A 20852-nucleotide genomic window follows, 5' to 3' on the forward strand; every position below is an offset into this window, starting at 1 on the left:
AGGACTCTGTGTATGTTTGATTTAGCAGCAAAAAAATTACCACACGTTATTAGTTTTTCACTTGCGGTAATGTTGTTATCGGCTTGCAGCGAACACCCAAATACAGATGATAAAACTGTTAATACGCATCATACACAGAGCACACCACAACAACTTTTTGCACTTGAGCAAGTTAGCTTAAGTGCAAGCCCGTTTTTACATGCCCAGCAAACTAACGTTCGTTATTTATTGGCATTGCACCCAGATCAATTATTAGCCCCTTACTTACGTGAAGCTGGTATCGAGCCCAAAGCGTCATCTTATGGTAATTGGGAAGACTCGGGACTTGATGGTCACATTGGCGGTCATTATTTATCGGCGTTAAGCCTTGCGTGGGCTGCAACTGGCGATGAAGAACTAAAGCACCGTTTAGATTACATGTTAAATGAGCTACAACGCGCACAACAGGTTAATGACGGTTATTTAGGAGGCATACCAGATGGTCAAGTAATGTGGCAACAAATTCATGATGGTAATATTAAAGCCGATTTATTTAGTTTAAATGATCGTTGGGTGCCACTTTATAACATAGACAAAATTTTTCATGGTCTGCGTGATGCTTATTTGATTGCAGGCAGTGAACAAGCAAAAACAATGCTGTTTAATTTAGGCGAATGGTTTTTAAACTTAACCTCTAAGTTAAGCGATGAACAAATTCAACAGATGCTATATTCAGAATACGGTGGTTTAAATGCGGTATTTGCTGATATGGCTACTATCGGTAATGATAAACGTTACTTAAAACTAGCACGTCAATTTACTCACCATAGCATTGTCGATCCGCTGTTAAAAAAACAAGATAAGCTAACTGGCTTACATGCTAATACCCAAATTCCAAAAATTATTGGTATGTTGAAGGTCGCTGAGGCCAGTGATGATGAAGCGTGGCAACAAGGCGCAGATTATTTTTGGCAAACAGTGACTAAAGAGCGCTCAGTGGCTATTGGTGGTAACAGTGTACGTGAGCATTTTCACGACAAAAAAGACTTTACCGCGATGGTTGAAGATGTTGAAGGCCCGGAAACCTGTAACACGTACAACATGATGAAACTCAGCAAGCTGCTGTTTCTGAAAACCGCGGACACTCGCTATTTAGAATACTACGAGCGCGCAACCTATAACCATATTTTATCGTCGCAACATCCTGAGCACGGTGGGCTTGTGTACTTTACGCCGATGCGTCCTGGGCACTATCGTATGTATTCATCGGTACAAGATTCAATGTGGTGTTGTGTCGGTTCGGGTATCGAAAATCATAGTAAATACGGTGAGCTGATCTACAGTAAAAATGACGATAACTTATGGGTAAATCTATTTATTCCAAGTACGCTTGATTGGCAGCAACAGGACTTAAAAGTAACTCAACAAAGCCATTTTCCGGATGCTAATAATATAACCTTAGTGATTAACACATTAGATAAAAAACATAACTCATCAGCGCAGCTGCATATTCGTAAACCAAGTTGGATCACGGGGGATTTACAGTTTAAGCTTAATGGCAAACCTATAAATGCCATTGCAGAGCAGGGGTATTACGCAATAAAACATGATTGGCATGATGGCGACAAATTAACTTTTACTTTAGCGCCAAAGCTGTACACAGAGCAACTGCCGGATGGCCAAGGTTACTATGCGGTATTGTATGGTCCTGTGGTAATGGCAACCAAAGTACAAGCGTTTAAAAACGAGCAGTTGAATTTTGTGGCAGACAACAGCCGCATGGGTCATATTGCAGCAGGGCCTACCTGTCCATCCGAAGCACTTCCTATCATGCTCAGTGAACCTGAGCAGTTTATTGCTGATTTAAAGCGAGCGCCTAGCGCTGAACTTGCATTTACCACAGATAAAAATGTCGCAATAGCCCAGCAGGGTATAGGGAGTACACAAACAACTCAGTTAATTCCGTTCTTTAGACTTCATGATAGTCGCTATCAAGTTTATTGGCCGCAGCAAAGTGAAGCCGAATTTACTCAGTTCGTGAAAGATTCAAAAGCTGCTGAACAAGCAAAAGAGCAATTACGATTATTGACCGTTGACCAAATAACACCGGGCGAGCAACAGCCTGAAGTTGAGCATGACTTTAAAGGTGAAAATACCCGTACAGGTGTTAATAACGGCCATCATTGGCGTGATGCAACAGGTTGGTTTGAATACACATTAGCCAACCCAGAACAGCAAGCAGTGGCACTGCGTATTCGTTATTTTAATGCTGATGTAGGCCGTAAGTTTACCATCACTATTAATGGTGAGGTGTTGGCAAAAGTCAGCTTACCCGCTAAGCAAACTGATGCAGAATTTTACAGCATTGATTATCCATTAACTGATGAAATGAAAAAAGCTAGCTCATTAACACTGCGCTTTAGTGCAATAAAAGGATCGGTTGCTGGTGGTATTTACGGTATTCGCTTAATTAATAATAAGTAGCAGGACGAGTATGAGTTTACAGCATTATGACGATGTGCATTCTAAAGTGAGTGTTCGGCGTTACCCGCTCGCAGAGCAATACATAACACAGCCCGAAGTGCATGTAACTGGCTCGGGATTAATGTATCGTATTATTGAACTTGGCAGTGGCGAACCACCTTCATGGGATGCCACTGTTAAGGTGCAGCAACGCGTGATGACTGCAACAGGGCATGTGCTTTATGATACGCGGCAAATTGAGCAAGTGGCTGAGTATGAAATAGCAGAAGCGATAGAAGGTTTGCAAGAAGCACTCATGCTGATGCCTAAAGGCAGCCGTTATGAGTTATTAATTTTACCGCATCTTGCCTACGATATTTACAGTGTGGCACTGAATGAATCTTTAGCGGCCAGTAGTGAACAGCTTATTTTTATGGATATTAAACTCATTGATTTTAAAGAGTAATCTCGAGATAAAGCAGTAATTTTTGTGTTGAGAATGCGATATATCAAAACTAAAAACCTGCAAAAAATGCAGGCTTTTAGTGGCTGTTCTTAAGTGTTACTTCTCAATCAGCTTAGTGGTGCGCTTGTTTAGATCGCTACTATCAACCACAGGCCAGTTATCGTCCCAAGTCATCGGTAGAATTCGTAATTTTTGTAAACCGTTATCAGCCGTTTCGTAAGCATGAAGTACTAAGTAATCTTTACCGTCAAAGGTATAAGCAGCATTATGACCAAGCGCTACCCAGTCTTTATTACCTTCGATCACCAGCGAACCACCGCCATTATTTAAGTCACGGCCTTCTTTATCAAGGTATGGGCCTTCTACGTTTTTACTGCGCCCTACACGGACATTGTAAGTGCTGTCTAAACCTTGGCAGCATTTATCAAACGACACAAATAAGTAGTAATAATCATTCTTTTTAAAGATATACGGTGCTTCTACAGGCCCGTGTTCAGTGTTAGGGCGTGCTGAAATGCTATGCCATTCTTGCGGTTGAGCAAGTCTTACCATGTCATCGTCAAGTTTAACTAACTTAAGGCCGCCCCAAAACGAACCAAAGCTCATCCATGGTGTACCATTGCCATCTTCAACAATTGCAGGGTCAATCGCATTCCAGTTATCACGCTCAGGCACAGACTGTATAACTATACCATGATCTATCCACTTATAATTTGGTGATTTAGGGTCTAGAGTTTCGTTAACCGTTACACCAATTGCAGAGGTGTTTTTACCAAACGCAGACACAGAATAATAAAGATAAAATTTGCCATCTTTTTGGTATACATCCGGCGCCCAAAGGTGGCCACCAAAGTCACTGGCAATGCGTTTTGCCCAGCTTGGCTCATCCTTAAATACACGCCCGGTAAGCTGCCAATTTTTCAGGTCTTTTGATTCGTAATATGTGATGCCCATACCCGTGCTAAAGACGTAATAGGTATCGCCTTCTTTAGTCATTACAGGGTCGTGTACTTCAACTTGTTTAGCCATGGTATTACTTGCTAAACAAAGTAATGTACTTGCACCGAGCAGTTTACATGTATGAGCGAACTTTTTTGCGTGTTTCATAGTTGCCTACCTTTTTTATTTTATTCATTACACTTATTCAGCTACTATAATATAAGTAATACAATATTAACAATGGAAATTAAACTATAAAAATAGGAAATACCATGGCCAAGAATCTGATTGCCACTGCAATGGTAAGCGTACTTAGTATGTCATGCTTTTACAGTGTTGCAGAGGCAAATAATAGCCCAACATTAATGCCAATTGATAACCCGATTGTTTTGCAGCGCGCTGATCCTTGGTTGGTCCGCGATGAAAAAACCGGTTGTTATACCTTTATTGGTACATCCCCTAAGTTTGACGAAATTGAATTACGTCAAGCTTGTAGACTTAATGACTTGAAGCTAGCTGAACCAAAAGTTATTTGGCATAAAAATGAAAAAGGCCCAATGAGTACCAATATTTGGGCACCAGAGCTTCATAAGGTTGACGGCAGTTGGTACATTCACTTCGCAGCGGGCGATGTAGAAAAGCCGTTTAGTATTCGTATGTTTGTGCTTAAAAATGACAGTAAAAACCCGATGAACGGGCAGTGGCAAGAAATGGGGCAGTTAAAAACACACCTCGATAGCTTTTCATTGGACGCTACAACATTTAGCCATAATGGCAAACGCTACTTAGTGTGGGCACAGCAAAACCAACCCGCAACGTATAACTCTGCATTGTGGGTTGCACAAATGGACTCTCCAACATCGATAAAAGAGCCAATTGTAGCAATATCAGAGCCTACCCTAGACTGGGAAGTGCAAGGCTATAAGGTAAATGAAGGAGCCGCAGTGATGATCCGTGAGGGAAAAGTACTACTTACGTATTCTGCCAGTGCGACTGATCATCGATATGCAATGGGCTTGTTATGGGCCGATGCAGATGCTGACTTACTCGACCCAGCAAGCTGGCATAAGAGGCAGCAGCCAATTTTTGCTAGTAACGAAAAAGTAGGGCGCTTTGGTCCAGGTCACAATAGTTTTGTAAAAGCAGAGGACGGTGTTACAGACTTATTAATTTACCACAGCCGTGATTATAAAGAGCTTAAAGGAACACCGTTAACAGATCCAAATCGCCATGCGCGAGCGCGTATAATAAAGTGGGATGACCAAGGATTTCCTATTCTTTCGCCAGAGTTTCCGGACTAACTATAGAGCTGATAATAAAAAAGGAGCCTGTTGCTCCTTTTTAATGAACTAGGGCTGATTACTCAACCACAATCCCAACAGCGTCTAAGTAGTAGTCAGTCCAGCTATTATATTGTCCTTGTAACCACATAATGACTTTATGTTTGTCGGAATTGACTATCATAGGGCGTAAATTTTCATTGTTTTTATCATGCGTTAACTGTTCCCATTGAATACTTTTAGTATCATCATCAAGCCCAATGTGTGCGCTAAATATTTGATGCGGCATTGCTAAAGACTCACTCGTAGTCGGATTCACATTACTTGAAATAACCACATGAGTAGGGTCGCTAGGATCCACAGTGATTAAGCCTGTATAACTGGCCTCACGGTCATATAAGCGGCTTCCTGCAAACGCAACTTCACGGTCATGCCATTTTTTGCCATCCCAAGATGCAATACGATAGCGCTGATCTAGATTATTTAAGTAATAAGTATAAGCAACGTGTGGGTAGCCTTTATCATCAAAAGCCACCGAGCTTGTCCATGCACTTTTTTCAACACTTAAATCAACGCCACGGAAGTTGCCGCCGCCACCTTGAAATAATTTCTCTGCTTCAGATGGTTTTAATGGCCCATCCTTTTTCAGGTTTTTAATTAATGTGCCATCCACGTTATAGAAATTACCTTTTCTAAACTCAGAATAATAAATGCTGTTACCAAAGTCGCGAGGGTGGGCATCAGTGAATGACAAACCTATGGTGTCTTTGCCATTCCCTGCATAGCGTGCATACGGTCTTTGCACGCCTGGGACTTCATTTTGAATAAGATGTACATGCTCATCGCTCCAAGTGGCACCATCATCTTTTGATGTAACGTACGTTGGATTCCAATCAATACCGCGATAAAGGTTATAGAGTGTTCCTTCGTCGGATAGGTCGTACAAGTTCATGTAGGTTACGTTGGCAGGACTTTGTATGGTTTTCTCTTCACCCCAATTTAAAAAGTTGTCAGATTTTGAAATACGGTAGTAATGTACTTTTTCACTATTATGACGTGCGTAAACGCTTAATACACTGCCATCAGGACGCGCATAAAAAACCGGTGAGTTATGATCATCATGGTCAAATTTAGTTTTTAATGTGGTACGACCGAGTAGTTGCTTTTTATCAAGGTCGTAGACACCTACCGCAGCGTCACCCACACCATTGCCAGCAACGCTACCGATAATTAATTTACCGTTTTGGATAATGGCACGGGGATCTTGAAACCAACACCACCCTGCATTATGCATTAACGTTTGAATTGTATTGTGAGCGACGTGTTTTTTTGGTTTTTCATCTTCAAGTAGTTTATACACTTCACTACCGGCTGCTAAAAATGCCCCAACACCATACACTTCAGTGTAATCTGGAAATGAATCTCCAGGAGCTGCTCCCACAGGTTGTACGAAGGCGAGCATGCCATCATCGGTAACTGAACCTGAAATCGCACGCCATGCTTTCATTAATGCAGGGCGATACGTTTCTTTATCAAGGTAGCCATTATTGATACCCCATACTAAACCAAATGCGTAGAATGATGTACCACTGGTTTCTTTGATGGGATAACCTTGTGTACCACCAAGTAAACCCATAGACCATGTGCCATCGTCACGTTGTATTTCAATTAAACGTGCGGCCATCTTTTTATATAAATTAATGTAAAAGTCACGTTTTTCCCAAGTCACTGGTAAGTCCGGAATCATCAGTGCTAATCCACCAAATACCCAGCCATTGCCACGAGCCCAAAAAACGTCTTCGCCATTTTTTTCGTGTTTATCAAAGAAACTAGAATCACGCCAAAATAGCTGACCTTTCTTACTCCACAATAGGTCGTATGTTGCTTTATACTCTTGGTGCATAAAGTCTAAATACTTTTCTTCACCGGTAATTTTAGCTAAACGTGCCCATACAGGCGGTGCCATAAATAATGCATCACACCAGCCCCAACGATCATGGGCATGGGTATTTTCAGCAAGCCAATCAAGAGTGCCGGTTTTTGGGTGAGCCAAAATCCAGTCAAATTGCTTACGGGTGGGTTCGAGCATTTTTGGCTGATGGAAGTCTTCGTATAAAGACAGATAAAATTGACCTACCGTGTGATCATCGGCATGATAAGGGCGTTGGTGTAGAGCCCAGTCATTTCGCTCACCAATTTCCATTAAAAAGTTTGTATATTTATCATCATCAGCAATTTTACGCCATTCGTTCATACCCGCGTAAAGGGCACCATGATGCCACTCTAAATCATGATATTGTTCGCGATTCATCCACTGGGGTGGTTTGCGTGGTAGTGCGCGGTATTTACCTTCTTCTGCAAAATTTGCAATTTGCCAGTCTGCTACTTTTTTCGTTAGTGACTTTACAGATTCTGCGGTTACTTGTGTGTTTTTATCTTTGGCTAAATAGTTACTCGCATAATCTTGCCATTGTTTGAAGGTTGTTATGTCACCCGCTTTAGACCAAGCAAACCCTCCATAATAGGTAATTTCACCCGCTTTATTCGTCTGCGCAACAAGCAGAGCATGCGAGCGATCTTTCTTATCACTTTGTTGTAAAATATAGTGAGTGTGGGTAAATTTAGGCAATAAAACAGATGTGCCTACTTGGCTGCCATCAATAGTTTCCCATGTTGTTATTGCATCACCTTCAGAGTTGACATGTGTCTGTGCTTTACCATCATGGGTAGTGACCCCCACAGCAACTTTAAGCTGTATGGGTTTACCATTGTGTGTAAATTGACTTTGTACTTTATAAAATTGGCTACCTTTTTCCAGTGTGTAGCGTTTTTTCTCGGTGATGTCTTGATCGGTATACTGGTAAGTGAGCTCAAAAACGACTTTATCAGCGGTTTTTTCTATTATTGAATAATCAGTATACACATTGGGCTGTATCAGTCTGTCGCTCTTATCGGCATTTTCATCCCATAAGGCCATTGAGCCGCAGCCTAATGAATTACCAACATGATAAGGGTCGTAACCTTCACCATGATCTGCATGATAAGAGATACCTTCTCGTTCTCCTTCATACCATTTATTAATAATTGGGTAATCAACGCGTTTAAGCCAGCAGTCAGTGCCACTATTTTCTACCGAATCTTTTAAAGCAGGCCCATAAACGCGAAATGCAACCTTGTCATTTTCAAATGCAAAGTCGTCCATACGCTCAGGAACAAAGCGTGCTTCTACGCTTTTTTGGGGCATTATTGAGGAGCAGCTACTGAGTAATACTAGAGAACTTATAGATGCAATTTTAAGCAGAGTGTTCATCATCACCTCTTTATGATTGTTCATTAATTTGCACTGAGGCTAACAACACGAGAGGAAGCTACCTTGCCTCATTAATGAGAGTCCTTATCTGTATGCAAAAAAGGGGTGATAACACCCCCTATAAACGTGGGAACAACTAATTAAGTTTTACCAAAAGCGATAGTAAATAAACGCAGTGATACCGATGATCCCCGCAGTATGAATGTAATCCCACTTATCTAATCCGGCAGCTACTTCTTTTAATGTGGCTTTATCAAGACTTGAGAAGGTTAAACCTTTGAGTTGTTCATTACTGGCAGGTTTTGTGAAAATACTCACTACAATCATCAGCACAACAACCACAACAAATAATAAAATACAGTAGTACAACCAGTTCATATCGGTGATCCACGCAAATGATGAACCAGCTAAATTATCTTTAAATGGCAGTAACACTAAGCGGATCATACCCAGTACAAAACCAGACACTAAACCAGCAAAGCCAGCTGCGGGGGTGATACGTTTACTACATAAACCTAATAAAAATACAGCAGCAATACCTGGGGCAATGAGTGATTGCACACTTTGTAAGTATTCGTACAGCACATCTGCAATTAAGCTCATTATGGGTATCCATAATAGGCCTAAAATTACAATGGCTACTGTTGCCAAGCGACCTACTTTTAACAGGTGTTTTTCGCTTGATTCAGGTTTGAACTTTTTATAAAAATCGATAGTAAATAAGGTGGCTGATGAGTTAAATAACGAGGCTAACGAGCTCATTAATGCGGCAACTAGGCCACCAATTACGATGCCTTTAACACCTGAGGGGAGTAACTCGGCAACCAAAGTAGGAAACGCTTGATCGGCACTGTCATAGCTAATAATACCTTTTGCTTTTAATGCATAAGCGATCATTCCTGGTACTAAAAAGATGAAAATAGGCAATAACTTTAAGTAACCTGCAAACATAGTACCGCGACGCGCTTCTTTAATACCTTTCGCTGAGAGTACACGTTGTACAATATATTGGTCAGTACACCAATACCAAAAACCAATAATGAATGAACCAAAAATGATGCCCGGCCATGGGAACTCGGTATCTGAGGCGCTACGGATTAAATGCATATTTATATCATTTAACCGTTCAACCTCTGACCAGCCACCGACTTTATCCAAACCAACAACTAAGATAACCACAGAGCCAATGATCAACACAGGGGTTTGTAGCACCGAGGTCCACATTATCGCTTTCATACCACCGAGTACGGTATAGATACCGGTGATCACCACTAAGCCAATAGCGGATATCCAGAAAAAGTCGATGCCCCAAATGCTTTCGATACCTAAAATAGTTTTAAACGCGATACCACCGGCATAAACAGTCACTGCTACTTTGGTGAGTACATAACTGATTAATGAGATAACCGACAAAAAAGTACGTGATTTAGAATTAAAACGACGCTCTAAAAATTCCGGCATAGTATAAACTTTACTACTCCAGTAAAAAGGCACAAACACCCAACCAAGTAATAATATTATCCACGATTGCATTTCCCAATGCGCTAACGCCATGCCTGATTGTGCACCTGCACCAGATAAACCAACTAAATGCTCAGAGCCAATGTTTGAGGCAAAGATTGACGCACCAATGACTAGCCAACTCGCATTACGCCCGGCTAAAAAATAATCTGTAGTATCTTCTTCTTTTTGTCTCATTGAGACGATGACTACAGCTAAGAGCAAGACAAAGAATCCTGCGAGCACGAGCCAGTCTAATGTACTTAATTCGATCATTTTTGATTCCATTTAAGCCCGAAAGTAACTTTCGGTTAATTTGTGTGTGATAAAAATATTATAATACAAATTTGTTAAATGAAAGAAATTTGTTAAAAATTGATGGTCGTTTTAACTTCTGTGTTTTTATAATTCAGGATTAAAGCAAAGATAAAATAATATGCAGGAAAATTGTAAAATATTTGCCTGATGACGCGGTAAATTTATAGTAGTATCATACAATAAGTATTTTTAAAGGAACTGTTTATGGCACGCATTGAAAATTTAAATTTGTCGCAACAGGTAACCAATGAGTTGGGTAAAGCCATTATTAATGGTCATTATACAGCTGAAACGGGTTTACCAACCGAAGCAAAGTTATGTGAAGAGTATGGCATTAGTCGTACTGCTGTTCGTGAAGCAGTTAAAATGCTTGCAGCAAAAGGTCTTATATCGTCACGTCCTCGTCAAGGAATACGTGTAGAGCCTGCTAATACTTGGAATTTATACGATACCAGCGTTTTAAAATGGCTTCTTGAGAGTAGTCCAACTCTTTATGTGTTAAAAGAGTTTTTACAGGTACGCTTGGCGATAGAACCACAAGCTGCGGCGTTAGCAGCAAAACGAGCAGATAAAGATGCTATTGCAGAGATTGCTGTTGCGCTAGAAAAAATGCAAGCAGCTGCTGATGCACCTGATGGTGAAATTCATGAGGCAGATTTAGCGTTTCATACCGCTATTTTATTTGCTAGCGGAAACCGTTTTTTCTTTCAATTACGTGATTTCATCCGTACGGCATTAAATGTAAGTATTCAACACACAACACCCGCAAAAGGAAGCAAGAAGGCCATTGCTGATGAACACTTTAAAGTGTATCAAGCCATATTAAATGGTGAGGCTGAGCGGGCTAAAAACATGATGACCTACATGATTGATGAAGCAATGTCATTTATTGAAAAAGAAATTGCAGAAAAAGAGTCACAAAACGCATCAAAATAATCACATTTATTAATGAATTATCTTAATACTTAAGGAAATCATGCCAGTCTCAACAACACACACAACAAGTTATCCAAGCCTCGCTGGTAAAAGTGTTTTTATTACCGGCGGTGCAACAGGGATCGGCGAAGTCATGGTAAAACGTTTTTGTGAACAAGGTGCAAAAGTAACCTTTGTAGATATAGCAAAAGAGCAAGGAAGGCAACTATGTGACTCAGTTGCCGGTCAATATTGTTATGACCCTAAGTTCATATATTGTGATATTCGAGAGATAGAACAGTTAAAAGCTGCCATCAAAACGACGGGCAAAACACAAGGGGAGATCAGTGTATTGATAAACAATGCTGCTGACGATACTCGCCATGTTGCCGATAGCATGAGTGTTGAATACTGGGATGATAAGTTAGCCGTTAACTTACGGCCTTGTTTTTTTTCGGCGCAGGCCGTAGCTCCGCAAATGCAACGAATTGGTGGTGGTAGCATTATTAATATGGGCTCAGTGAGCTGGCGTATTAAGCAAACGGGCATGCCGGCTTATACGACCGCTAAAGCAGGAATTGAAGGGTTAACTCGCTCATTAGCTGCGACTTATGGTAAAGATAATATTCGTATTAATACGTTAGTGCCAGGGTGGGTTATGACTGAACGGCAAATAACCCATTGGTTAACTCCCGAAATGATCGAAGATGTAAGACATAATCAATGTATAAATGAAACATTGCAGGCCGATGATATTGTTAATGCAGCTCTTTTCCTAGCAGCAGATGATAGTAAAATGATGACTGCACAATCATTAGTTGTTGATGCCGGTTGGACTTAAAGTTAAAGAAAAAAATTTACCTAACCTCAATCATATTATAATATTAGAATAATCTTTTCTGATAAGTAGTTTAACCCAGTGAATAAGGTAGAAACGCATTGCCCGATATCGTATTAGTTTATTTTATATTAATAATTGGTGCATGCTTACAGTGCGTTATTGGTTTTGGGCTAGGGTTATTGTGTGCGCCAATTTTATACTGGCTTATGCCAGAGTTAGTACCCGGACCAATGATTTTAAATGCCTTGTTGATCACTTCTATTCTTGCTATTAAGCATCGCGGTGCAATAGATTTAAAGCACACTGGATATTCAATTTTTGGTGGCGCCGTAGGGGTATTAATTGCTGCGAGTGTTATGTTGCAAGTAGACCCTCATCAGTATCGTATTTTACTTGGGTGTTGTTTATTAATTGCAGTTGGGCTATCGCTCACAGGTTGGTCGCCTAAGCTTACTTTTATCTCTAATGTACTTGCATCACTTGCATCTGGTTTTATTGGCACCACCACATCAGCAGGAGGCGCTCCGATGGGGCTACTCTATCAAGCGCAAAACAAAGATAAAATTAAAGCTAATTTAAGCATCTTCTTTGTGTTTATTAATCTGTTTGGTATTACGGCTTTGCTCGTTACTGGTACAGCAGACTCGAATGACTTACTTCTATTTATTAAATGCCTACCAGCTATTCTAATTGGCTGGGGATTGTCATACTTTCTAAATAATAAAATCAACGAGCAATCTATTCGAATTTTAATTATTGTGGTTGCAACGTTTTCAGGTCTAGCACTGATTTTCTTTCAACGTTAAGATGATGATATTAACTCGTAAGCTGTATTAGGTTAAGTAATGGAAGTTAATTCGGTTAAAATGATTATTCCTTGCCAATGTTTACTAGGTGAAGGACCATATTACAGCGAATCACGAAAATGTTTATTTTGGGTCGATATTTTAGACAAGTTGCTTTACCGTTTTGATCTTCAGCAGCAAACTGTTTCTCGATATCCGATGGAGCAAGCTATTTGTTGGGTTATGGAGACTACGGAACAGCGTTTGATCGCAGGTTTTGAACGCGGTATTTATTACCTTGATAACAGCACATTCCAACCTATAGAGCTTTACTCTCTTTCCAATCTTGCTATAAATAATCGTTTAAATGATGCGAAAACAGATAGAAACGGATATGTGTTTTTTGGCACCATGGATAAATATGAACAACAAAGCACTGGAGCGCTTTATCGTTTTGGTCATCAACAGGCACCAACAATTGTTGACAGTAATTATATGATCAGTAATGGACCTGCAATAAGTAAAAATGGACGCATCTTATATTCAACAGAATCATCCACCAGAACTATCTATCAATTTGATTTAAGTGAACAAGGTGAGCTTAGCAACAAGCGAGAATTTATAAAATTTGACGAGGCAATGGGTTTTCCCGATGGTATGACAGTCGATAATGATAACCACTTATGGGTTGCATCATGGAATGGTTCTGGACTTTATCGCTTCTCACCACAAGGAAAATATGTTCAGTTTTATAAATTACCAGCTCCAAGAGTAACGAGCCTTACCTTTATGGGAGATGATTTAGATACGATAGCCGTAACTACAGCCCGCACTGGTTTAGATAAAGAGGCACTAGAACAGTTTCCTTACAGTGGAGGTCTTTTTATTATCACAGTACCCGTTAAAGGAATAGCAGAAACACCTGCTCATTTATGATTATTTATTCTTCAAAAGTACACGCTTTATTACGTCCTGAATCTTTTGCTAAATAAAGAGCTTTATCTGCTACTTTTATGAGCGTTTCACTTGTGGATGCTTTAGTTACTAAGCAAGTAGTATATCCTATGCTTATTGTTAGTTTATTATTCACACTTGAATAATCATGTGCAATTTTCAGAGATTTAATTTTTTGCTGTATTAATGTCGTAAAGTGCTCGCATTGCTCTAGCCCAGTGAAGGGTAAAATTATGGCAAACTCTTCGCCTCCGTATCGAGCTGCTAAATCTCCCTCACGCTTACATAAACCGCTTAATGCGCTTGCTACTTGTTTTAATGCGTCATCCCCTTTTTGGTGACCATAATTATCGTTATAGCGTTTGAAAAAGTCGATATCACATATAATTAAGCTAACGGGTTGGTTATGCCTTGCGCAGCGTTTAATTTCACTTTTGAGTGTAGCATCAAAAAAACGGCGATTAGCAATATTAGTTAGCGCATCGGTATTCGCTAATTTATTGAGCTTTATATTGGCGTTAATTAATTGCTGTTGGGTTAACTGTAGCTTTTTTTTATAGTTAATATTTTTAAGTGCATTATTAATGATTTCGCCTACGAGCTTTATTCTAATTAAATCTATTTTGCTCCAATTACGTTTTGTTTTAACACAATCACAACCAATAAAGCCTACTAGCTCTTCATCAAAACGTAGGCCTATGCACAAAACAGATTGAATATTTTGCTCTTTAAATTCAACTTTTTCAGCGTCGGCTTTTGCTGGTAATTGTTCAATATCATTCACTTGAAATAGATGACTCTCATTCATTATTTCAAAAAAGTAGGGTAGTTCAACTTTGGGTACATTTTGCAGTCTGTCTTTGCAAGCGATAATACCCGTATTGACCCATTCGTGAGTATTAGTGATAGTTTCGTTGTCGGTGTTGAATTCAAATAAATAACTGCGGTCTGCCTTCAGTACAGTGCCAATGGCTTTAAGGGCAAAGTTAATTTGCTGGTCTATATTGTCATTTTGTATATCAATAAGTTTGGTAGAAATTTTAGAGATAATTTGATCAAAGTTATATTGTTCTGTAAGTGTACGATCTTGCTCTAAAGTGATCATAGACACAGAGTCATTAACTATTGAGTGATTAACATTTAAAAGCTGCGGCGAAAATTCACACTCTAATAAAACAGCTGTGATATTTGATGAAAATAATTGCTCAATGGTTATCACCGTATCATCATTAAAGTCGCGAAGAGTAATATTATTAAAAACATCGTTACTAACAGCGCCATCACTATTTATATTAAGTAGTGTTTTAGCATGTTGGTTTAACGTGTAGTGATGCGTTTTATTATCATAAGCAATAACGGCTAAATTAATTAGATTAAAAATCTGCCAAATTGTATTGTTTGAGTCATGGCTCACTTGTTTCTCCGCATTAAAATATGAAAACTACCCATATTTATGAATTAATTATTATTTTTGTATCCGCTTAGTTATTTTTAGTACAGTTTTTTGTATTTTACTAAGTTTTTAGTGCGTTTATTTGGCCTACGTATTACAATTGTGATTGTATATCATTACGTATTTCCCAATTTGCTTTATTTCATGAGCTTACTTCGTTTTCAGTAAAGGCCTTTTATATTTCATGACAGAAATAACTACACATCACGCCTCCCGTCGCCGTCTATTAATTGCACTTGCAATTACCTGTTCGTTTATGGTTATTCAGCTTATAGGTGCTTATTATGCTAATTCACTGGCTGTTCTTGCTGATGCAGGCCACTTATTTGTTCATAACAGTTCGCTATTTATAGCACTTATTGCCTCAAGCTTCGCTATTCATCTGGCTAAAACTTACAACGACGGTCACCAAAAAGCTGAATTAATCGGTGGTCTGATCAACGGAATTCTCTATCTAGCCATTAGTTTACTTATTTTGTATGAGGGAGCTGAGCGCTTTATGCATCATAAAGGTGGGCATGAGTTGGTTATAAATAGTTATTTAATGTCGGTGATTGCTGCTATTGGTTTTTTATTTCATGGTGCGGCAGCATGGGTACTGTATAAAGGCCGTAAGGCTAGTATTAATGTGTATGCGGTATTTTTACATTCGTTTTTTGATTTAATATCAACGGTCTCTACTTTTGCTGCCGGTGTACTCATTTATATAACAGGCTGGAATGTAATTGATATTTTATCGAGTATGTTAATTGCATCATTTGTATTGTTTACGGGTATTAAGGTCATTGTTAGCTGTATCAAAGGGTTGCATTCGAATAAAGCGAAGTTACCTGATGTTGCTGATATCGAAACAGAAATAACGACTATGGAGCATGTAGCAAATGTGCACAATGTGACTGTTGTTCGTAAAAATAAAAAGGTGATAGTGGGGGCTCATGTGGTGTTAAAGCAGCATTGCACTATAGAAAAACATGATGAAGAGTGTCGCTTAAAAGTAATCAAACTGCTTGCAGATAAATTTAATGTACGTAATAGTGTTCTTCAAATCGAAAGCTATGAATGCAAGCACATACATTAATGAATTAACCTAAAAGCGACTTAGTTAAGCTGTTTTTAGGTTTATATTAAATTAATAATCTTTTCAAAGCATGCAGGGCTCATTAAATCGCTAGCACTCATAGGACGTGCGAAGTAGTAGCCCTGTAGCTTATGACAACCTATGTTCGTTAAAAAATCTAGTTGCTCCCGCGTCTCTACCCCTTCAGCAATACAATATAGCTCTAAGTTTTCAGCAAGCGAGTAAATTGTTTTAATAATCGATTCGTCACCTTTATCTATGCCGATACTATTTACAAAACTTTGGTCAATTTTTATTACGTTAATTGGAAATTGGCTCAAATAAGTGAGTGATGAGTAGCCAGTACCAAAATCATCTAGAAACAGCTTAAACCCTGCAGCTTGAAGACTTTTAAGTTGTTTAGCTGCTTTATGCTTATCTTCTAACAGCGTGTTTTCTGTAATTTCAAGACGTATTTGCTGTGGCTTGATATTGGCTTTTTCAAGTATAGCGCTCAGTCGCTGGGTTATATTAGCTTTTAAAATATGTTTTGGTGATACATTTAACGAAATATAAAACAGTGGGTTAACGCTGAGAATAGGCGCAAGCTCTGTAATTGCACGTTGCAATGCTTGCTCAGTAAGCATATCAATTAAGCCAGTTTCTTCTGCTACCGGTATAAATAAAGCCGGAGAGATTAGTTTTCCTTGGTTTTCCCAGCGCATCAATAATTCAACACCACTTATTGTTTTATCTTTTGTATTAACTACTGGCTGGTAATGGTTAAAAAACTGATTATCTTTTGCTGCGTCTTTTAAGTCATTTTCAAGGATAAGCTTTTGTTTGATTTGCTCATTCATTTTTTCATTAAAGAACTGAAATCCATTTCGACCTGCTTGTTTTGCATGCATCATAGCGATATCTGCATTACGTATTAAGGCATCTGTTGAGTTTGCATCATGGGGGTACAAGGCAATACCAATGCTGGCAGATATATTAATAGAAAAGTCTTCAATAATAACTTTACTTGCCAGCTCACTACTCATTTCGTTAAGTGTATGCTGCAGTGAAGACATAGAAGTAATGTTCTCGATTAATACTAAAAATTCATCACCACTTTGACGGCCAAAGGTCGCATGGTCGCCCAGATATAAGCCAACTCGCTCGGTAATGTTGCACAGTAATTTATCGCCCACGGCATGTCCAAACGAATCATTTACAGGTTTGAACTTATCTAAATCTATAAATATAACCGCACATTGCAAGTCGTTTTTAGCGGCTTTTGTAATGGCATTTTCAATTTTTTGATTCATTAAACTACGATTAGGTAGCCCGGTTAACGCATCATAGTTGGCCAAATAACGTAGCTCATTCTCAGCACGCTTTTGTTCGGTTAAATCTGTTATAACAATAACATAATAGCCAACTTTACCTTCTTCATTAGCGACAGCTGTGGCACTTAAATGAATAGGATGCTGCTGTGCTTTTGTAGTATTAACATAGGCATTTGTTCGCCAATTCTCTTTGGGTTGCAGTGCCTTTAATGTGGCTGCAAATTCTTTACATTTGGTTTGCCCAATGGCTTTGATAAATAGCTCTGAGGTAACAGCTCCCTCATCACCATCATCAGAAAATACCTCCATAAAGCTATTATTAGCTGAAAAAGGCATTAGATTTTCGTCTAGGATAAGTAAAAAGTCATTGATTTGGCTAAATGCTTCACCGAGTATTTTTGCTTGCTGTTCGTTTGCTAACTGCTCAGTAATGTTAGTAAAAATACCAGATACATACTCAGGCTTTTTAGTGTCTTGATTATAAATAATTTGCCCTAAGTCATGAAACCACAACCAATGACCATCTTTGTGGCGTAACCGGTAAGTCGCTTGCCAGTCTTGCGACTGAGTCTGTTTTATAAATGTATCCCACTTGCTTTGTATTCTGCGGCGCTCATCAGGATGCATAATATTAAAAAAGCTTTGTATATCAATGCGCTCAGGCAAGTCTGCAAAGCCTAACTCCATACCTCTAGCTGTGTTTACAGTATTGTCTGCAAAGCTATAGTTCCAAACACCACTTTTATTGCTTTTTAGTGCGAGCTCAGTTTGAGTTTTAGAGTGAATAGCTGCACGGTGGGCGCGCTCAATTGCTATTTTACGGCTACGGTATTGCCAAAAAAATAAAAACAGAATTATGGTCACAGCAAGGAAGTAGCATGCATAAGCGAGAGGAGACTGCCAAGGTGCATAGGCGACGCTAAAGTTAAGCCTTACAGGTTCGCTAGTAACGACTCCATTACGCTGCTGAGTTGATACTGATAATACATAATCACCAGGTTGTAATTTAGTAAAAAACACCTGGTTAGATTTTAAATCGTTATAGCTCAATGATGAGGGGCCAGTAAGCTCTACTCGGTAGAAGGTCTTACTTATATTTTTATAGTCAAAATTAGAAAACCGAACCGTTAACCCCATATCATCATGCTTTAGTTTTAACGGTTCATTACGATATTTTTCAGGTGTATAATTGAGCGTCTCTGAAAATAAATTGATATTGGTAATTGCTAACTTGCTTTGGGTGTTTTGTTGTTTACTCTTAAATTGATCGGGGTCAAACTGAAGTACACCGCTACGATTACCAAACACGAGTTCATTATTTTGCAATTTAAGTGCTGCAAGTGCAGTAAAATGATTGCTACTTAGGCCATCTTTTATTGTATAGGTTGTTACGTTTAATGAATCTAAATTAAGTTTATACAGCCCGTTGTCAGAACTAACCCATAAAAAATCATTATCATCGGCAATAAGCTCAAATATAGAGTTAGTATTTAATGAATTGTTTTTATTAAAAGTATGAACTTGCTCGTATGTTTCAGCGTTAACGGCAATTAAGCCTTCTTGTGTTGTTGCTAACCACAGTAGTTTTCGTTTTGCATCGTAGTAATAATTCTCGACCGTATGGTACAGGTTCTTTTTTGCCGTTTTAGATTTAAAAATAGTAGTTAAAGTGCCCGTTGCTTCGTTATACCTATAAAAAGTATCAGAGGTACTTAAAAGTAGCTCGCCAGGGAACATCGTTGAAGGGGTATGGAATGCGTAAGCTTGTAAGGGCGATACAAGCTCTTTTAAGCCTTTTATAACTCTATTTTCACCAGAGTTACCGTCAAATATATAAAAGTTATCATTATTGATATAAGCAAACTTATCGGGCGCTACCTGAGCAATACCAAATAAATAGTCAGTATTTAGATTATGCTCGGTGATAAATTTGTTTTGTTCAAATGCTCCCGTTTCTTTGTTAAAAAGCTCGAGTCCAAAAAAAGTAGCTAGCCAAAGATAGTTCTCACCTTTATTTTTGGCAGGAAAAATATCACCAATTGCAGATAAACCATAAGCTGCTTTATTATCTTTAGATTGTAAAAATAAATCACTCGTTTTCGTTTTTGAGTTATAACGAACAAGTCCATCGTCAGTGCCTATCCAGAGCAATTGCTGCGTATCTTGATATATAACATTTACAATATTATTTTCAGGCAGTGTAATTCTTTTAAACTTCTTAGTTTGTGCTGCCCATGTTAATACCCCGTGAGTTCGTGAGCCAAGCCATAACAAACCGGATTCATCAAACATAATATCGTTGATGGTGTTTTCTGTAATGTTGTAGTTACTATCTTTGAAGTTTAAAATAGCAGTGAGCTTTAAGGTTGCTCTATCAAACTCAAATAAACCACTTTCTGTAGCAATAAACTCACCATAGGGTGTGTTGACATAATCCCAAATATTATAGTCACTAATAAGTGTTGATACTGCAGTAGGATTTATATTTTTATTTTCATCAAAAGCAATCCGATACATTCCCTCAACCGTACCAACTAGCAACCCAAATTCTTGGTCTACTGATAAAAATTTTACGTTGTTACTATCGTTAGTAACTTTTTGTGTGTCGCTAAGTGTTGTTTGTTGGAGTTCGTTATTGATAAAACTGTAGTTATACAGGCCCTGATCGGAACCTATATATAAGATGTTTTGATAAAGTGACAATGCACGGATAAACATATTTTCATCAGGCAAAGATGCGACGAGTGTTAATTGTTTTGATTTTTTATCAAACCGGTATACATGCGAATCAATAGAAAAATAAAAGTGTGTAAGCTCCTCAACCACCGCAATAACGGGAGAGTATTTTTCTTGGTCTTGGTTTAAATGACCTGAGTATATTTGTTTAGCCTTTAAGCTACTTGGATCAATTAAATAGCTACCTGCAAGTTGTGTGCTTACAAGTATGCTACCGTTATTGGTTTTGTACATATTAATAATGTAGTTATTTTTTAAATCTGTTTGGTTTTCGTAAGGCGTAACTTGATAGCCGTCGAACCGAAATAGCCCTTGTGTAGTTGCAATCCACACATAGCCAATATCATCTTGTACAGATTTTACAACAAAGCTTTGCGCCAATTGTTCGTTTTTGGATACACGTTGTAATTGTTCAGAGTAAGTTTGTGAGGCAAAGCTCTGCTGCATGCAAACTAATAAAAATATGTAAACAACGAAGAAAAACTTACTCAAAAGCACTTACCTTTTTTAATTGCCAAGGTT

Annotated in this window: 13 protein-coding genes; 8 read left to right on the plus strand and 5 right to left on the minus strand. The window is 38.7% G+C overall.

The window, feature by feature from the left end; translation table 11 throughout:
* Window positions 1-12 precede the first annotated feature (12 nt).
* Window positions 13-2463, plus strand: a complete 2451-nt coding sequence (locus DK924_RS11135; RefSeq protein ID WP_109875186.1) for a glycoside hydrolase family 127 protein — start codon at window positions 13-15, stop codon at window positions 2461-2463.
* Window positions 2464-2473: 10 nt separating this feature from the next.
* The gene (locus DK924_RS11140; protein WP_109875187.1) at window positions 2474-2908 is read left to right on the plus strand and encodes an FKBP-type peptidyl-prolyl cis-trans isomerase; all 435 of its coding nucleotides are present in this window, start codon (window positions 2474-2476) and stop codon (window positions 2906-2908) included.
* 96 nt (window positions 2909-3004) lie between these two features.
* Here DK924_RS11140 and DK924_RS11145 read toward each other — a convergent pair whose 3' ends face one another.
* Window positions 3005-4015 (minus strand): arabinan endo-1,5-alpha-L-arabinosidase, encoded by a 1011-nt coding sequence (locus tag DK924_RS11145; RefSeq protein ID WP_109875188.1) that lies wholly within the window; start codon window positions 4013-4015, stop codon window positions 3005-3007.
* A 104-nt stretch (window positions 4016-4119) separates the two neighbouring features.
* On the opposite strand from DK924_RS11145, the gene DK924_RS11150 reads away from it, so the two are divergent.
* Complete coding sequence (locus tag DK924_RS11150) at window positions 4120-5148, plus strand: family 43 glycosylhydrolase (protein ID WP_109875189.1); 1029 nt, start codon at window positions 4120-4122, stop codon at window positions 5146-5148.
* A 58-nt stretch (window positions 5149-5206) separates the two neighbouring features.
* Here the strand turns inward: DK924_RS11150 and DK924_RS11155 are convergent, their stop codons facing one another.
* Together DK924_RS11155 and DK924_RS11160 are read right to left on the minus strand one after the other, a co-directional pair.
* Window positions 5207-8461 carry a glycoside hydrolase family 88 protein gene (locus tag DK924_RS11155; protein ID WP_258306460.1) on the minus strand — a complete coding sequence of 1085 codons (3255 nt, stop codon included), beginning with the start codon at window positions 8459-8461 and terminating at the stop codon, window positions 5207-5209.
* A gap of 123 nt (window positions 8462-8584) precedes the next feature.
* On the minus strand, window positions 8585-10213 hold the full coding sequence (locus tag DK924_RS11160; protein ID WP_033103085.1) for a sodium:solute symporter: 1629 nt from the start codon (window positions 10211-10213) through the stop codon (window positions 8585-8587).
* Between the two features lie 246 nt (window positions 10214-10459).
* Between DK924_RS11160 and DK924_RS11165 the strand changes: the two genes are divergently transcribed.
* The 4 genes from DK924_RS11165 (at window position 10460) to DK924_RS11180 (ending at window position 13732) form a co-directional block, all read left to right on the plus strand.
* Complete coding sequence (locus DK924_RS11165) at window positions 10460-11191, plus strand: FadR/GntR family transcriptional regulator (RefSeq protein WP_010389180.1); 732 nt, start codon at window positions 10460-10462, stop codon at window positions 11189-11191.
* Between the two features lie 40 nt (window positions 11192-11231).
* A complete protein-coding gene (locus tag DK924_RS11170) occupies window positions 11232-12011 on the plus strand; it encodes an SDR family NAD(P)-dependent oxidoreductase (RefSeq protein WP_033103086.1) in 780 nt (259 codons plus the stop codon).
* Window positions 12012-12109: 98 nt separating this feature from the next.
* The gene (locus DK924_RS11175; protein WP_010389178.1) at window positions 12110-12817 is read left to right on the plus strand and encodes a sulfite exporter TauE/SafE family protein; all 708 of its coding nucleotides are present in this window, start codon (window positions 12110-12112) and stop codon (window positions 12815-12817) included.
* 39 nt (window positions 12818-12856) lie between these two features.
* On the plus strand, window positions 12857-13732 hold the full coding sequence (locus DK924_RS11180; RefSeq protein WP_054201300.1) for an SMP-30/gluconolactonase/LRE family protein: 876 nt from the start codon (window positions 12857-12859) through the stop codon (window positions 13730-13732).
* 4 nt (window positions 13733-13736) lie between these two features.
* Here the strand turns inward: DK924_RS11180 and DK924_RS11185 are convergent, their stop codons facing one another.
* Entirely contained in the window at window positions 13737-15164 is a 1428-nt protein-coding gene (locus DK924_RS11185; RefSeq protein WP_109875191.1) for a sensor domain-containing diguanylate cyclase, read from the minus strand.
* Between the two features lie 223 nt (window positions 15165-15387).
* Between DK924_RS11185 and DK924_RS11190 the strand changes: the two genes are divergently transcribed.
* The gene (locus DK924_RS11190) at window positions 15388-16281 is read left to right on the plus strand and encodes a cation diffusion facilitator family transporter (RefSeq protein WP_010389173.1); all 894 of its coding nucleotides are present in this window, start codon (window positions 15388-15390) and stop codon (window positions 16279-16281) included.
* Window positions 16282-16322: 41 nt separating this feature from the next.
* On the opposite strand, the gene DK924_RS11195 is transcribed toward DK924_RS11190, so the two are convergent.
* On the minus strand, window positions 16323-20822 hold the full coding sequence (locus DK924_RS11195) for an EAL domain-containing protein (protein ID WP_109875192.1): 4500 nt from the start codon (window positions 20820-20822) through the stop codon (window positions 16323-16325).
* Between the last annotated feature and the right edge of the window lie 30 nt (window positions 20823-20852).

The organism is Pseudoalteromonas sp. meg-B1 (assembly GCF_003173795.1).
Taxonomy (GTDB): Bacteria; Pseudomonadota; Gammaproteobacteria; order Enterobacterales; family Alteromonadaceae; genus Pseudoalteromonas; species Pseudoalteromonas undina.

Excerpts from the sequence above, each read along its gene's own strand:
- DK924_RS11145 (WP_109875188.1), bottom strand. The coding sequence starts at position 4,015 with ATGAAACACGCAAAAAAGTTCGCTCATACATGTAAACTGCTCGGTGCA.
- DK924_RS11170 (WP_033103086.1), top strand. The coding sequence starts at position 11,232 with ATGCCAGTCTCAACAACACACACAACAAGTTATCCAAGCCTCGCTGGT.
- DK924_RS11140 (WP_109875187.1), top strand. The coding sequence starts at position 2,474 with ATGAGTTTACAGCATTATGACGATGTGCATTCTAAAGTGAGTGTTCGG.
- DK924_RS11155 (WP_258306460.1), bottom strand. The coding sequence starts at position 8,461 with ATGAACAATCATAAAGAGGTGATGATGAACACTCTGCTTAAAATTGCA.
- DK924_RS11180 (WP_054201300.1), top strand. The coding sequence starts at position 12,857 with ATGGAAGTTAATTCGGTTAAAATGATTATTCCTTGCCAATGTTTACTA.
- DK924_RS11150 (WP_109875189.1), top strand. The coding sequence starts at position 4,120 with ATGGCCAAGAATCTGATTGCCACTGCAATGGTAAGCGTACTTAGTATG.
- DK924_RS11165 (WP_010389180.1), top strand. The coding sequence starts at position 10,460 with ATGGCACGCATTGAAAATTTAAATTTGTCGCAACAGGTAACCAATGAG.
- DK924_RS11190 (WP_010389173.1), top strand. The coding sequence starts at position 15,388 with ATGACAGAAATAACTACACATCACGCCTCCCGTCGCCGTCTATTAATT.
- DK924_RS11160 (WP_033103085.1), bottom strand. The coding sequence starts at position 10,213 with ATGATCGAATTAAGTACATTAGACTGGCTCGTGCTCGCAGGATTCTTT.
- DK924_RS11135 (WP_109875186.1), top strand. The coding sequence starts at position 13 with ATGTTTGATTTAGCAGCAAAAAAATTACCACACGTTATTAGTTTTTCA.